A 13,720-nucleotide genomic window follows, 5' to 3' on the forward strand; every position below is an offset into this window, starting at 1 on the left:
GGCGCCGACACCATGTCCGGCGGGCTCGGCCGCGACACCTATGTCGTCGACAATACCGGCGATCGTGTGCTGGAGACGGGATTGGGGGTCGACCTCGTCCAGTCCCTGGTCAGCTTCACGCTGGGCAGCAATGTCGAGAACCTCACGCTCGTCGGCACTGCGGCATTAAACGGCACGGGCAATGGCCTTGCCAACACCATTCTGGGCAATTCCAACAAGAACATCCTCAAGGGAGCCGGCGGAGGCGATACGCTGAATGGAGGGAACGGCAAGGACACGATTGGCGGCGATGGCGGAAAAGACACGATCACCGGCGGAGGCGGAGGCGACAATCTTTCCGGCGGAGCAGCATCGGATCTGTTCGACTTCAACAAGGCGCACGGCAAGGACGTCATCACCGATTTTCGCGCCACCGGCAAATCCCATGACATCCTTGACTTGAGCGACATCTCCGGCATCAAGCACTTCAAGGATCTGATGGCCAATCACGTCGTGGAGAAGGGATCCGACGTGATTATCAAGACGGGAGGCTCGCATTCGATCCGGTTGGAGGACGTCGATCTCGGTGATCTGACGAACAACGACTTCCTGTTCTGACAGCCCCGTCCGGCGACCAGGTGTTCAGAGTTCGAAGCCGGTTGCCGCGACCAGTTGCTTGGCTCGCGGAGAAAGGCTGGATGCGCAGATCTGCTCCACCCGCCCGATCATCCGCTCGTTGAGATAGTCGTGAAAGCCGTGTGCGCGTCCACGTCGCATCCTGAGGCTGTCAGTGTCGCTGCGATCGTAGTCGTGCGCCGGTATGCCCTCCGCACGCTCGCGGTCCTGCATGGATTCGAACCGCCCGGCCTCGACCGCCGCTGTCAGCGCCTGGGAGTCGTGGCGGCAACCGAGAAATTCAAGGGCCGCTCGCGTCGCCAGTTCGGCGTCCTCCGACAGCGCCTCGTAGCTCAGAACATGGTGCCGGCGCCGGGCAATGCCCCGAGCCCAACCGTTCAGATAGCTGCAGATCGCCGGAACACCCTGATCCCGGTCCTCGATGAAATCCTCCAGCGTCCCTCCGAAGCGGTGTTTGTGTCTGGTGGCGTGGAAATAGGCGGAGACCACGACATCGCGCGGATCCCGCACCATGAAGATCACCGGACGATTGAGAAAGAGGCTCAGGCGATAGTCGAGGTGGCTGACCCACAGTCTGGGGATCTTGCCGTTGTCGCCGGGCCGGAAACCAGGAATGCCGCGAACCGGATCAAGGTCGAAGTTGGGCACGATCGAAAACATGTTGTGCAGGTTCACGGCATCAGGGAAGCCGGAGAGCGCGGCAAAATAATGCGACAGGATGTAGCGGAACCAGGTGCGGCCGGACTTCGGATAGGACGTCAGGAAACAATCGGCCGTCGCCGCATATCTCGTCAGCGTGATCCGTTTGGAAATCCGCCGCTGAATGCGTTGCACCAAGGATGTCATATGCTCTTCCCCTCGTTCCGATCGTCCAGCGCCTGCCGGATGACCGCGTCCCATTCGGCGAGCACGCGCTTCGGCGTGTAGCGCTCGGCGCTGGCTGCAGCACGCGCGCCGAGCCGTTCGCGCAGCTTCGCGTCGCTCAGCATGCTCGTCAGCGCACCCGCCAGGGCCTCCACGTCGCCATTGGGCACGAGCAGGCCGTCGACGCCGTCGGTCACCATCGACCGCGGTCCCCATTCGCAGTCGAAGGAGACGACCGGCAGCGAGGCTGCCATCGCCTCGAGCAGGACAATGCCCCAGCCCTCATATCGTGAGGACAACACGAACACGTCCGCCGTTTCAACCCATTGGCCGGGCGCCTTGGTAATGCCCGGCAGATCGACGCGTTCGTCCAGACCGAGATCGCGGCGCTTTTCCTCAAGCTTCGCCCGATCCTCGCCTTCGCCCCAGATGACGAGTTTCCACTCGGGAAACGACCGGTGGATCTTTGCGAAGGCCTCGAGCAGGAGGTCAAAGCCCTTCTGATGTGTCAGCCTGCCTACCGCGGCCAACAGATTGCCGCCGCGGCGGTTCGACCAGCCCTGGGGCAGATCGACGGCATTCGGTATCACCCAGGACCGCCGGCGCATCGCGGGAGAAAAATAGGCCAGCGCTCCCTCCGTCATCGTCACCAGACCATAGGCCTTCGGATAGAGGCGACGGCGGAGCCAGGTCCAGACGGGACCGAACGGCTGCAGGTCCGGATTGTTGCGCTCCGAGACCACGACCGGGAAGCCGCAGCCTGTCGCGGCAAGCAGAGTGAGAACATTCGTTCGCGTCAGGAAGCTCAGGATAAACGACGGCTTTTCGCGCCTCAACTCGCTTCGGAGACGAAGCAGCCGCCGCGCCGCGAGCAGCGCCGCCTCCCATCGCGACGACCGTTTCGGCGGCACGCCGAGCCGGGTAATGGCTATCTCCGGACGAAATTTGTAATAGGCGACGGACCCCGGCGGCTCCAAGGTGACGATGACGACCTTCAGGCCGTTTTCGGCCCAGTGGTTGGCGACGAGATTGACCACATGCTCCGTGCCACCCGCGCCGAGACCGGGAACAACGATGACGATTTTGGCGGTGGAAAAAGCGGCTGCAGCAGGTTCATCCTGTGCAAGACTTCGGTCCATGGATACCAATCCCGTTGCGGACAGCTCAGATCAACAGTATCGTTGTTTCGAAAGCTCGCAAGCAAAAAATCCACACACCAACAACAACGCAGCGGTTTTTCTGACAGGGAGTATAAGTAAATCCCGCCGGAAGCTGGCTGACGCTGGCCCCAAAGAGCGCACTGCGTCGGTCGACGGACCGGTGATGCCGGCGACGACAGGCGCAAAGGATCCGCACGGAAATATTCGGACGACCTTCTACTTCCCGTCTGCACAAAAGCTGAGCCGACGCTGGGTGCACCGCTGCCGGGGTCCCGACAAGCCATCGATTTTGCCCCGTTTACATTCGCGGCGGTCCGCATAAGCTAGTCCACGAATTTGACAAACCTCAATGAAGGTCCTGATCGTGCACGAACCGTTCGTCGGGAGAGCACCCCGCCACTCCGGCGCTCGACAACAAGGGACAATATTCCCCTCGGCTTGGCAGAGATAAATAAATAAAACAAGTGAGCATATTATAGCTCAGTAGGGAAACAACTAGGCCATGAACGGCAATAAGAAACTAAAACCAGGGGACATATATTTCTCCAAGAGAACCGGAAAAAAAATTACGATTACCGCTATTGAAGGAAATATTGTATATTATGAAGTGGAAGACTTCAAAACGATAGCGCCGCTTTTCTTGACGCTCGAGAAATTTCGCCACCTTGTCGGCCTCGACGACAGCCGTCACTGAAGCGCGTGACCTCGCACGAGCCGCTCAGCGGCAATGCCCTGCGGGAAACGATTGCCGGCATCGGGACCGAGGCGGTGATCCCGTCAAACCGCGTCCGAAAGACCATCATCCCGCACGATGAACTCCTCCACACATGTCGCAACCGCATCGAGCGCCGCTTCGCCACCCGGTACGGCCGCAGAACCATTCATTTCAAAGGCCTCATCTATCTCGCCGCCGCAATGACATGGCGCCGGTGAATGTCGATTCATTTTTGCCGGAAATGCGCGAGAGCGCAGTAGATCCGCGAGATTCCGTCAGCATCGTGCCCGTTTCCAAGGGCCTGGGGTTACTGTGCTGCGCCGAAAAAGGCGTGGCGGGTAAAGATCGTATAATTCGATTCCGATACCATCAACGCGACGAAAACCAGAACGAGCAGCGGTGGCAGCAGGATGGCGTAGACAAGCGCCAGCCGTTCCCATGCCATGTGCATGAAGATGGCAACGATCAGTCCAGCCTTCAGCATCATGAACAGAAGGATCAGCGACCATCGCGGATAACCCTGAATCTGAAGATAGTCGACCAGGTAGGAAAAGGCACTGAGCACGAAGAGCAAACCCCAGACAACGAGATAGAGCCGGACCGGATGATGCTGTCCGCTCTGTGTGTGTATACGCGTCGTTGTTTCGCTCATGACGAGACTCCTCACCACAGGTAGAAAAATGCAAAGATGAAGACCCAGACCAGATCAACGAAGTGCCAGTAGAGTCCCATGATCTCTACCGCCTCGTATTGCCCCTTCCTGCTGGTGAAAAAGCCGCGCCGCTCCTCATCGAAATCGCGCCGCCATACCTTGCGCGCAACAATGAGGAGGAAAATCACACCGATCGTGACATGGGTGCCGTGAAAGCCGGTGATCATGAAAAAGGACGAGCCGAACTGCGCCGCCCCCCACGGATTTCCCCAGGGGCGCACACCCTCCGATATCAGCTTCGTCCATTCGAAGGCCTGCATGCCGACAAAGGCCGCGCCGAGAAGGGCGGTCGCGAGCATCAGAGCGGTCGTCTTGCCGCGTTCCCGGCGATAGCCGAAATTGACCGCCATCGCCATGGTGCCGCTGCTGGAGATCAGTACGAAGGTCATGATCGCGATCAGGATCAGCGGGACGTTCTGCCCGCCGATATGCAGCGCGAAGACTTCGCTCGGATTGGGCCATGCAACGGGCGTCGACATGCGGGCGGTCATATAGGCAATGAGGAAACAGCCGAAGACGAAGGTGTCGCTGAGAAGAAAAATCCACATCATTGCCTTGCCCCAGGAGGCCGTTTTGAAGGAGCGCTGATCGGAGCCGAAATCGGCTGCGACACCTCGCAGGCCCGCGGGGCCGGAAGGGGCGTCACTGTGGGTCTGGACAGGCTGTGCCATCTGCAAGCCTCCTAGCTGAGCAGTTGAAGGCAGAGATCAGCGAAAGTATTCGCCCACCCGGCAAAAACCGCGAGGAGTATGAGCCATACGGCGAACATGAAATGCGAGTAGACTGCGCAAAGGTGGACGCTGGAGCGCAGGCTTTCCGGCGGAACGCCCCCTGAAAAGGCTCGGGCGGTCGTGCGGCCAAGCACAACAAGCCCGCCAAGAATGTGCAGGCCGTGCAGGCCGGTCAACATATAAAAGAAACTATTGGCAGGGTTGTCGGTAAGCACATAGCCGGCCGCGTTCAGTTCCCGCCAGGCCTGGATTTGTCCTGCAAGAAAGAGGGCAGCGAGAAGGAAACCGGCGGCAAGGGCCGGCCGCAGGTTTTCCATCCGGCCATGCTGTGTTTCCTTCATTGCCCATTGCAGTGCAACGCTGCTGACGGCGAGTACCGCGGTGTTCAGCCACAGCAGGCGAGGAACCGGTATCCCCCACCAATCCGAGGACGCCATCCGCATGAAATAGGCGCTGATAAAAAGGCTGAAGAGAGCGGCGGCGACGCCGAGGAAAACATAAAGACCAAGGTTTATCGCTGGTGCGGATGGACGTTCGCGGCCGGTCGCCGTTTGCACCGGGCTCGCTTCAAGCCAGGGTTTCGAGGCGAGGCGCTGCCCCGCCATCCACCAGGCGATGATGGCAAGGATGACAGCGAGAAAGAACAGCGTGACAGTCATCTCATGACCTCTCGCGTTACACCGCCGATTGCGGGTTGCGTCTGCGGAATGAAATCCTCCGCGGCTCCCGGTACGCTGTAGTCGTAGGCCCAGCGGTAGACGACCGGCAGGTCCTTACCCCAATTGCCGTGGACCGGCGGTGTCTCGGGTGTCTGCCACTCAAGTGTTGTCGCACGCCATGGATTGCCGCCCGCCGCCCTTCCCCTGAAAAGGCTCCAAACCAGATTGAACAGGAAGACGACCTGCGCGGCGCCTACGATGAGCGCCATCACGGTGATGAATATGTTCAACGTGTGGGCCGAAGGAGGAACGAAGCTTGTCTCCCCCATCTCATAGTAGCGGCGCGGCACTCCGAGCAGGCCGAGGTAGTGCATCGGGAAGAAAATCGCATAGGCGCCGAGGAAGGTGATCCAGAAATGGATATGGCCAAGCGTGTCGTTCAGCATGCGTCCGGTCACTTTCGGGTACCAGTGATAGATCGCCCCGAAGACGACGAGGATCGGCGCCACACCCATGACCATGTGGAAATGGGCCACGACAAACATCGTGTCCGACAGCGGAACGTCGACGACAACATTGCCGAGAAACAGCCCGGTCAGGCCGCCATTGACGAAGGTGACGATGAAAGCCAGCGCAAAGAGCATGGGCAGCGTCAGGTGAATGTCGCCCCGCCACAACGTCAGCACCCAGTTGTAAACCTTGATCGCTGTTGGAACGGCGATGATAAGCGTTGTCGTTGCAAAGAAGAAGCCGAAGGCGGGATTCATACCGCTGACATACATGTGGTGCGCCCAGACGACGAAGCTCAGGGCAGCGATGATGAGGATCGCCCAGACCATCATCCGGTAACCGAAAATGTTCTTGCGTGCATGCGTGCTGATGAGGTCCGATACGATGCCGAAGGCGGGCAGCGCAACGATATAGACCTCCGGGTGCCCGAAAAACCAGAACAGGTGCTGGAACAGGATCGGGCTGCCGCCACCGTGCTGCAACTGCGTGCCCATCTCGACAATCGCGGGCATGAAGAAGCTGGTGCCGAGGAGGCGGTCAAAGAGCATCATGACCGATGCGACGAAGAGCGCGGGAAAGGCAAGCAACGCCATCACTGTCGCGGTGAAGATGCCCCACACGGTCAGGGGCATGCGCATCAGCGTCATGCCGCGAGCACGGCCTTGCAGCACAGTCACCACATAGTTCAGGCCGCCCATGGTGAAGCCGATGATGAAAACGATCAGCGACAAGAGCATAAGAATGATGCCCCAGTCCTGCCCACCCGGCGTACCGGACAGAACGGCCTGTGGTGGATAGAGCGTCCAGCCGGCGCCGGTCGGTCCGCCGGGGGCAAAAAAACCGGCACCCAGGATGAGTACCGCGAGCAGATAGATCCAGAAGCTCAGCATGTTCGCATAAGGGAACACCATGTCGCGGGCACCGACCATCAGGGGAATGAGGTAGTTGCCGAAGCCTCCGAGAAACAAGGCGGTCAACAGGTAGACCACCATGATCATGCCATGCATGGTGATGAACTGATAATAGTGATCTGCATCGATGAAGGCGAAATATCCGGGAAAGGCAAGCTGCAGGCGCATCAGCCAGGAAAGAACGAGTGCCACAAGACCTATCGATATAGCCGTGACGGAATACTGCACTGCGATAATCTTGGCATCCTGACTGAAGACATATTTGGTCCACCAGCTTCTCGGATGGTAGAGGTCCACATCCTCGATTTCGGCGGGTGGGACGGTGTCTACGCTGCCGGCCGGGCTGTCCACCATGATGTTTCCTCCCGTTGCTCCAAAACCTTCCCGCGAGGCTCAGTTCGCCGGTTGCGGCTCTCCCGATGCCAGCAGTTGAGTGAAGGTCTGTTGCTGTTCCAACCATGCCTGATAGTCCGTCGCCGCCTCGACTATGACGGTCCCCCGCATTTGCGAATGGCCGACGCCGCAGAGTTCGGCGCAGAGAATGTCGAACGTTCCCGTCCGCGTTGGCGTGAACCAGAAATAGGTCACCATGCCGGGGATCATGTCCATCTTGGCCCGAAACTCGGGGACATAAAAATCATGGAGGACATCAATAGAACGCAACAGTATGCGTACCGGCTTGCCGACCGGCAGATGCAACTCGCCGCCCTCGATGATGACGTCGTCGAGACCGGCTGCGTCGTTCTTGTTCACGCCGAGCGGATTTTCCGGGCTGATGTCCCTTGTCTCCGATCGGCCGAGTTTGCCGTCAGCTCCCGGCAGGCGAAAGCTCCATAGCCACTGTTGACCGACGACCTCGACCGGTGTCGCCTCGTCCGGTACGGTGATGAACTGGTTCCAAACGAAAAGCCCGGGCGTGAGCATGGCAGCGACACCGACGGCGGTTCCGGACGCCAGCAACCATTCCAGTTTCCGGTTTTCCGGTTCGTAGGCTGCCCGGTTTCCCGGCCTATGCCGGAAGCGCCAGACACAATAGGCCATGAAGCAAACCACGGCGACGAAAACGACACCGGTAATCCAAAAGGTGATGACGAGTGTGCTGTCGATATAGGTCCAGTTGGACGCGATCGGCGTCCACCACCACGGGCTCAGCACGTGGAACAACACGGAGGCCGCTACCAGCAAGACGAGGATCAATGCGACAGCCATCCGCCCCTCCTCGAGCCGACCCGACCGTAGATATGAAACCGCATCTACAAAACAACGCAGCGACTATCTCACAAATCGAAAATGCAAGCAATTCTGACAATTTAGGGCTGTGCCATCGGGCGGCATCCAAGAGTTACTTGGAGTATTGCTTCAGATAGGCGATGAGATTGGTTATTTCCTGGTCGTCCTTCAGGCCAGGAAAGGCCATTTTTGTACCCTTCACGCTCGTTTTTGGATTGTGCAGGTAGTCACGCAGCGTGGTTTCATCCCAGATGAGACCGCCGTCGCCGGCTGCCTTCATCGCAGACGAATAGGCGAAACCCGGCTGCGTTCCGGCTTTTCTTCCGAACAGTCCGTTTAGCGACGGGCCAACCTTGTTTTTATCCGAATCAACGATATGACAGATCGCACACTTCTTGAATGCGGCGGCGCCTGCCGTCGCGTCGCCTTCCTCTGCCCGAACGTCAAACGGGAAGAAAGCAACAATGGACGCGGAGAGTAGCTGAACAGCACGGTGGTCCATGGCAAACCTCAACCTCTCCAAGGTTGCCCAGCACTGACCATCCGCCTTTACACTTCAGCGGACGGTGACAGCAGCATTAAAAGCTCAATCTCTTTTGGTGGCAAGGGTTCTGCCTCATTTTGGTCGAACGGATGCTCACATGGCCGGGGCGACGCCGCAGGCGCGCCAGGGGCTTCGAGACCCTAGCGCGCTCGCCTTCCTCAAGCGAGCGTCTATCCGCCTCATGCTGCGAGGCTCTGTTCAAAACGAATGACTTTCCGGACAGAGGTCGGTCTTGTAGGTGATTTTCGCGACAGTACTTTTCATGAAACTTCAGCGGCCGCCCAGATGCGGATAAGGGTCACGCGACACGTCGTGGCGTTTGCCAGACCACGCAGCGTCTCGCCGGCGAGGAATTCCTGCACGACCTGCGTTCGAATTCTGCGCTGTGACTGCGGTGCTTTGCCTTGGGTATTCTTTCCGAAAACCCGGTCGGACGGTCAATTCATCATCCCGATCTGTCCCCCCCCAAGGGGCGCATTCCAAAAGGGTTGGTCACGAAAAGGTCACTCCTCTTCGAGCATCGAGACAGATCGTCTAGAGTATTTCCGGTGAAAACAGGATCACTGGAAATACTCTATAATCTTGTTTTTACCGCATTATCCGACGCCGAAGCGATTTCGCTTCGACTGGAAAGCTTTAGAACGTCGCCATACCATGTGCGCTGGCGACAGCCCTGCGCAGATCGCCGATGGCGTCGTTCGACGCGGCCGGAAGGGACTCGCCTTCCAGTTCCTTCGGCATCTTCCAGCCGGGATCGACACCTTCCATGTTGGGCAGTTCGTGCGCGATGCCCTTGTGGCAGTCGATGCAGGTCGCACGGCCGGTGAGCAGGAAACGAGAGTGAATATCCGCAGCGCGCTGGGTTTGCTTGGTGAAGTCCATTGCCACGGACGAATGGCAGTTGCGGCATTCCAGACTGTCGTTCGCCTTCAGCCGCGCCCATTCGTGTTCTGCCAGTTCGAGCCGCATGTCGAGAAATTTCTCACGCGTGCTGATCGTGCCGAAGATCTTGCCCCAGACCTCCTTCGAGGCCTGCATTTTGCGGGCGATCTTGTCGGTCCATTCGTGCGGCACATGACAATCGGGACAGGAGGCGCGCACGCCGGAGCGGTTGGTGAAGTGCACCGTGTTGGTCAGCTCCTGATAAACGTTGTCCTTCATCTCGTGACACGAGGTGCAGAACTTTTCAGTGTTCGTCAGTTCCAGCGCCGTGTTGAACGCACCCCAGAACATCACACCACCGACGAAACCGCCGAGCGTCAGGAATGCGAGGCTGAGCGTTGCCGCCGGCGTGGTCAACACGGTCCAGACCCAGGCGAGGATTGCTCTGACGCGCGCCACCATCACTCGCTTCCCGCCTTGGTGACGCCAAGCTCGCTCATGTCCTTGAAGGTATTGTCGACGAGCGGCTTGTGATCGGCCTGCGGCACGTGGCAGGCGGTGCAGAAATAGCGGCGCGGCGAGACGTCGGCGAGCATCTGGCCCTCACGGGTCATGTAATGCGTGATGCTGATCATCGGCGCACCGGCATCCTGCGAGAACTCGCGCTTGTGGCAGGAGAGACAACGGTTGGCATTGACCGAAAGCTGGTAGCCGTCGATCGAGTGCGGGATGACGGGCGGCTGCTCGGGGTAGGCGCGCATGCGCCTGATGTCGTCGATGATCCATTTCGGCAGCGGATCGGCCGGAAGTGTCTGCATCGCGTCGCCTTCGGGACCGGAGAGTTCCGGGACCATCTGCGCCATGGCGCCGGTGGCGATCACGGCTGCGCCGAGCACGGCCAGCATCCATCTTTGCCCCACAATCAGGCGACGGGTTCGATCTTGACTGCGCATTTCTTGAAATCCGTCTGTTTCGAGATGGGATCGGTGGCGTCGAGCGTCACCTTGTTGATGAGCTGGCTGGCATCGAACCAGGGTACGAAGATCACGCCTGGCGGCATACGATTGCGGCCGCGCGTCTCGACGCGCGAACGGATTTCGCCGCGCCGCGAGATGATGCGGATCTCCGAGCCCTGGTTGAGGCCGCGCTTGCGCGCATCGTCCGCATTCATGAAACAGCGCGCGCCGGGAAAGGCCTTGTAGAGCTCGGGAACACGCATTGTCATAGAACCGGAGTGCCAGTGCTCCAGCACGCGGCCGGTGACGAGCCAGGTATCGAACTCGTCATCCGGCGATTCCGCCGGCGGCTCGTAGGGCACGGCGATGATCGCCGCCCGGCCGTCCTTGTTGCCGTAGAACTTCACGCCCTCGCCGGGCTTCACATAAGGATCGTATCCCTCGCGGTAGCGCCAGAGCGTCTCCTTGCCTTCGACGACCGGCCAGCGCAGACCCCGCACCTCGTGATAGGTGTCATAGGATGCCAGGTCATGGCCATGGCCGCGGCCGAAGGCGGCGTATTCCTCAAACAGGCCCTTCTGAAGGTAGAAGCCGAAATGCTGCGCCTCGTTGTTGAGATGATCGGGCTTGACCTCATCGATCGGAAATTTCGCGACATCGCTTTCGGCAAAGAGCACCTGGTAGAGCGTCTTGCCCTTGTATTCGGGGTTGGCGGCAAGAAGCTCGGCCGGCCAGACCTCGTCTGTCGTGAAACGCTTGGAGAACTCAACCATCTGCCAAAGGTCCGAGCGCGCCTCACCCGGCGCCTGTACGAGCTGGTGCCAGACATGGGTGCGCCGCTCGGCGTTGCCGTAGGCGCCTTCCTTCTCGACCCACATGGCGGCGGGCAGGATGAGGTCGGCGCTCATCGCCGTTATCGTCGGATAGGCATCCGAGACCACGATGAAGTTGTCCGGATTGCGATAGCCCTGATAGGTCTCGTTCGATGTGTTCGGGCCGGCCTGGACATTGTTGTTGACCTGCACCCAATAGAAATTGAGCTTGCCGTCCTTGAGCATGCGGTCCTGCTGAACCGCATGGTAGCCCGGCTTTTCGGGGATGATCCCGTGCGGGATGCGCCAGATTTCTTCCGCATGCTTGCGATGCTCGGGATTTGTCACAACCATGTCGGCGGGCAGGCGATGGGCGAAGGTGCCCACCTCGCGCGCCGTGCCGCAGGCGGACGGCTGACCGGTCAGCGAGAACGGGCTGTTCCCGGGTTCGGAAATCTTTCCCGTCAGCAGGTGCAGATTATAGACCATCTGGTTCGCCCAGACGCCGCGCACATGCTGGTTGAAACCCATGGTCCAGAGCGACATGACCTTGCGGTCCGGATCGGCGTACAACTCGGCGAGTTGCCTGAGAAAACCGGCCTCGACGCCCGTCATCTCAACCGTCTTCTCCAGCGTGTATTCGGAAACGAAGGCCTTGAACGCCTCGTAGTCGATCGCCTCCGTCTTGCCGGGGTCCGCGGAATTGGCCGCATTCACTTCCACCGGATTGTCTGGCCTCAAGCCATAGCCGATGTCGGTGACACCACGCACGAACTTCGTGTGGTTGCGCACGAAGTCCTCGTTCACCCGTCCGGTCTCGATGATGTGGTTGGCGATGTAGTTGAGGATGACGAGATCCGTGCCTGGCCTGAAGACCATCGGGATATCCGCGAGGTCCATGCTGCGGTGGGTGAAGGTGGAAAGCACCGCCACGCGCACGTGCTCATGCCCCAGGCGCCGGTCGGCGATGCGGGTCCAGAGAATCGGGTGCATCTCCGCCATATTGGAACCCCAGAGCACAAAGGCATCGGCATGCTCGAAGTCGTCGTAGCAACCCATCGGCTCATCCATGCCGAAGGTACGCATGAAGGCGACGGCGGCCGACGCCATGCAGTGGCGGGCGTTCGGATCGAGATTGTTCGAACGGAAGCCGGCGCGCATCAGCTTGGTCGCGGCATAGCCCTCGAAGATCGTCCACTGGCCGGAACCGAACATGCCGACGGCAGTGGGGCCTTTCTCCCTCAGCACCTTCTTGGCCTGCTCGGCCATCACGTCGAAGGCTTCTTCCCAGGCGACGGGCTCGAACTCGCCGTCCTTGGCATAGACGCCATCCCGTTTGCGCAGGAGAGGCGTCGTCAGCCGGTCCGCGCCGTACATGATCTTCGACAGGAAATAGCCCTTGATGCAGTTGAGACCGCGATTGACCTCCGCCTGCATGTCGCCGTGCGTGGCGACGACCTTGCCTTCCTTCACGCCCACCATAACGCCGCAGCCCGTGCCGCAGAAGCGGCAGGGCGCCTTGTCCCATTTGATCTCGAGCGCGCTCACCCCGCCAGGCACCGGCTGGGCGGCGGCGGGAAGCACAATACCGGCCGCGGCCGCCGCGACGCCCGCCGCCTGGGCCTTCAGGATGTCACGCCGCGTCAGTTCGCTGCCCATCAACCTCGTCCTCTTCCATGTCGACGTGTTCGAAAACCATGTTTGCGGCGATCACCCCGTCGAGGGTGGAGATGCGCATCAGCGTATCCCCGAGCACGCCGGTACTCGGCCCTTCAATGACGACCACGATCTTGCCTCTCTCCGCCCCGTGCACCTCGACATTGTCGAAGCCGGCAAGTGCTGCGAGCACGTCGTCCAGACAGCTGGGCCTGGCGACGATCACTGCGCTTGAAATGTGATGGCGCCGCGTTTCAGGCATAGGTGGCCGCCTCCGCAACGAGCGGTGCGGTCGCGACCGCACCGACGGGACAGACGGAAATGCAGGCACCGCATCCCGTGCACGCCTCGGCGATCAGGTCCGGCACGAAGGGTCCACCACGCACCGGGCGAAAACGGATCGCGCCCGCGGGACAAGCGTCGCGACACGCCTGGCAATCGACGCGCTGGAACGGCAGACAGGAAGTGGCGATAGTGACGATGTGATCGAAGCGTGTGGCCGCGACCTCGGTGAAAACCGGCTCGGGACAGTTTGCCGCGCAGGCGCCGCAAAAGGTACACTCGCCCCTGGAAAAATCGATGGCGGGCAGGCCGTCGGCGAGATGGACGATCCCGGTCGGACAGTGTTCGATGCACTTGCCGCAAGCGGTACAGGCCGCAAGCGCCTCCTGCGACACGCCGGGCGGCCGGATGCGGGCGATTTCGCTCCGCCTGCCGCCTCTTAGAAATTCACGTCGGGACACCGCCTCGTGCCGCATGACCA

The 13,720-nt window shown here is 60.1% G+C and carries 15 protein-coding genes; 2 read left to right on the plus strand and 13 right to left on the minus strand.

What is annotated here, in order from left to right; genetic code table 11:
- Positions 1-12 precede the first annotated feature (12 nt).
- Positions 13-597, plus strand: a complete 585-nt coding sequence (locus LXM94_RS17110) for a hypothetical protein (protein WP_235772683.1) — start codon at positions 13-15, stop codon at positions 595-597.
- A 24-nt stretch (positions 598-621) separates the two neighbouring features.
- On the opposite strand, the gene LXM94_RS17115 is transcribed toward LXM94_RS17110, so the two are convergent.
- Both LXM94_RS17115 and LXM94_RS17120 read right to left on the minus strand, forming a co-directional pair.
- Complete coding sequence (locus LXM94_RS17115) at positions 622-1,461, minus strand: sulfotransferase domain-containing protein (RefSeq protein ID WP_235772684.1); 840 nt, start codon at positions 1,459-1,461, stop codon at positions 622-624.
- Positions 1,458-2,618 carry a glycosyltransferase family 4 protein gene (locus LXM94_RS17120; RefSeq protein WP_235772685.1) on the minus strand — a complete coding sequence of 387 codons (1,161 nt, stop codon included), beginning with the start codon at positions 2,616-2,618 and terminating at the stop codon, positions 1,458-1,460. The genes LXM94_RS17115 and LXM94_RS17120 overlap by 4 nt, the downstream gene beginning before the upstream one ends.
- A gap of 523 nt (positions 2,619-3,141) precedes the next feature.
- Between LXM94_RS17120 and LXM94_RS17125 the strand changes: the two genes are divergently transcribed.
- Positions 3,142-3,333 carry a hypothetical protein gene (locus tag LXM94_RS17125; RefSeq protein ID WP_235772686.1) on the plus strand — a complete coding sequence of 64 codons (192 nt, stop codon included), beginning with the start codon at positions 3,142-3,144 and terminating at the stop codon, positions 3,331-3,333.
- Positions 3,334-3,661: 328 nt separating this feature from the next.
- On the opposite strand, the gene LXM94_RS17130 is transcribed toward LXM94_RS17125, so the two are convergent.
- The 11 genes from LXM94_RS17130 to napF form a co-directional block, all read right to left on the minus strand.
- Entirely contained in the window at positions 3,662-4,006 is a 345-nt protein-coding gene (locus LXM94_RS17130; RefSeq protein WP_235772687.1) for a cytochrome C oxidase subunit IV family protein, read from the minus strand.
- Between the two features lie 11 nt (positions 4,007-4,017).
- The gene (locus LXM94_RS17135) at positions 4,018-4,737 is read right to left on the minus strand and encodes a heme-copper oxidase subunit III family protein (RefSeq protein ID WP_235772688.1); all 720 of its coding nucleotides are present in this window, start codon (positions 4,735-4,737) and stop codon (positions 4,018-4,020) included.
- Between the two features lie 11 nt (positions 4,738-4,748).
- Positions 4,749-5,456: a cytochrome c oxidase subunit 3 gene (locus LXM94_RS17140; protein ID WP_235772689.1), complete on the minus strand. Its 708-nt coding sequence runs from the start codon at positions 5,454-5,456 to the stop codon at positions 4,749-4,751.
- Positions 5,453-7,231 carry a cytochrome c oxidase subunit I gene (locus LXM94_RS17145; RefSeq protein ID WP_235772690.1) on the minus strand — a complete coding sequence of 593 codons (1,779 nt, stop codon included), beginning with the start codon at positions 7,229-7,231 and terminating at the stop codon, positions 5,453-5,455. The genes LXM94_RS17140 and LXM94_RS17145 overlap by 4 nt, the downstream gene beginning before the upstream one ends.
- Positions 7,232-7,270: 39 nt before the next feature.
- Positions 7,271-8,086 (minus strand): cytochrome c oxidase subunit II, encoded by an 816-nt coding sequence (locus LXM94_RS17150; protein WP_235772691.1) that lies wholly within the window; start codon positions 8,084-8,086, stop codon positions 7,271-7,273.
- Between the two features lie 133 nt (positions 8,087-8,219).
- Positions 8,220-8,609 (minus strand): c-type cytochrome, encoded by a 390-nt coding sequence (locus LXM94_RS17155; RefSeq protein WP_235772692.1) that lies wholly within the window; start codon positions 8,607-8,609, stop codon positions 8,220-8,222.
- Between the two features lie 678 nt (positions 8,610-9,287).
- Positions 9,288-9,995 (minus strand): NapC/NirT family cytochrome c, encoded by a 708-nt coding sequence (locus LXM94_RS17160; RefSeq protein ID WP_235772693.1) that lies wholly within the window; start codon positions 9,993-9,995, stop codon positions 9,288-9,290.
- Complete coding sequence (locus LXM94_RS17165; protein ID WP_408015658.1) at positions 9,995-10,438, minus strand: nitrate reductase cytochrome c-type subunit; 444 nt, start codon at positions 10,436-10,438, stop codon at positions 9,995-9,997. Before LXM94_RS17165 ends, LXM94_RS17160 begins: the two co-directional genes overlap by 1 nt.
- A 17-nt stretch (positions 10,439-10,455) precedes the next feature.
- On the minus strand, positions 10,456-12,960 hold the full coding sequence (gene napA / locus LXM94_RS17170) for a periplasmic nitrate reductase subunit alpha (protein WP_235772695.1): 2,505 nt from the start codon (positions 12,958-12,960) through the stop codon (positions 10,456-10,458).
- Positions 12,935-13,219, minus strand: a complete 285-nt coding sequence (locus tag LXM94_RS17175; protein WP_235772696.1) for a chaperone NapD — start codon at positions 13,217-13,219, stop codon at positions 12,935-12,937. The genes napA and LXM94_RS17175 overlap by 26 nt, the downstream gene beginning before the upstream one ends.
- Positions 13,212-13,715 carry a ferredoxin-type protein NapF gene (gene napF, locus LXM94_RS17180; RefSeq protein ID WP_235772697.1) on the minus strand — a complete coding sequence of 168 codons (504 nt, stop codon included), beginning with the start codon at positions 13,713-13,715 and terminating at the stop codon, positions 13,212-13,214. Before napF ends, LXM94_RS17175 begins: the two co-directional genes overlap by 8 nt.
- Positions 13,716-13,720: the final 5 nt, after the last annotated feature.

Source organism: Rhizobium alarense, assembly GCF_021555155.1.
Classification (GTDB): Bacteria; Pseudomonadota; Alphaproteobacteria; order Rhizobiales; family Rhizobiaceae; genus Rhizobium_D; species Rhizobium_D alarense.

Excerpts from the sequence above, each read along its gene's own strand:
- LXM94_RS17110 (WP_235772683.1), top strand. The coding sequence starts at position 13 with ATGTCCGGCGGGCTCGGCCGCGACACCTATGTCGTCGACAATACCGGC.
- LXM94_RS17115 (WP_235772684.1), bottom strand. The coding sequence starts at position 1,461 with ATGACATCCTTGGTGCAACGCATTCAGCGGCGGATTTCCAAACGGATC.
- LXM94_RS17120 (WP_235772685.1), bottom strand. The coding sequence starts at position 2,618 with ATGGACCGAAGTCTTGCACAGGATGAACCTGCTGCAGCCGCTTTTTCC.
- LXM94_RS17125 (WP_235772686.1), top strand. The coding sequence starts at position 3,142 with ATGAACGGCAATAAGAAACTAAAACCAGGGGACATATATTTCTCCAAG.
- LXM94_RS17130 (WP_235772687.1), bottom strand. The coding sequence starts at position 4,006 with ATGAGCGAAACAACGACGCGTATACACACACAGAGCGGACAGCATCAT.
- LXM94_RS17135 (WP_235772688.1), bottom strand. The coding sequence starts at position 4,737 with ATGGCACAGCCTGTCCAGACCCACAGTGACGCCCCTTCCGGCCCCGCG.
- LXM94_RS17140 (WP_235772689.1), bottom strand. The coding sequence starts at position 5,456 with ATGACTGTCACGCTGTTCTTTCTCGCTGTCATCCTTGCCATCATCGCC.
- LXM94_RS17145 (WP_235772690.1), bottom strand. The coding sequence starts at position 7,231 with ATGGTGGACAGCCCGGCCGGCAGCGTAGACACCGTCCCACCCGCCGAA.
- LXM94_RS17150 (WP_235772691.1), bottom strand. The coding sequence starts at position 8,086 with ATGGCTGTCGCATTGATCCTCGTCTTGCTGGTAGCGGCCTCCGTGTTG.
- LXM94_RS17155 (WP_235772692.1), bottom strand. The coding sequence starts at position 8,609 with ATGGACCACCGTGCTGTTCAGCTACTCTCCGCGTCCATTGTTGCTTTC.
- LXM94_RS17160 (WP_235772693.1), bottom strand. The coding sequence starts at position 9,995 with ATGGTGGCGCGCGTCAGAGCAATCCTCGCCTGGGTCTGGACCGTGTTG.
- LXM94_RS17165 (WP_408015658.1), bottom strand. The coding sequence starts at position 10,438 with ATGCTGGCCGTGCTCGGCGCAGCCGTGATCGCCACCGGCGCCATGGCG.
- napA (WP_235772695.1), bottom strand. The coding sequence starts at position 12,960 with ATGGGCAGCGAACTGACGCGGCGTGACATCCTGAAGGCCCAGGCGGCG.
- LXM94_RS17175 (WP_235772696.1), bottom strand. The coding sequence starts at position 13,219 with ATGCCTGAAACGCGGCGCCATCACATTTCAAGCGCAGTGATCGTCGCC.
- napF (WP_235772697.1), bottom strand. The coding sequence starts at position 13,715 with ATGCGGCACGAGGCGGTGTCCCGACGTGAATTTCTAAGAGGCGGCAGG.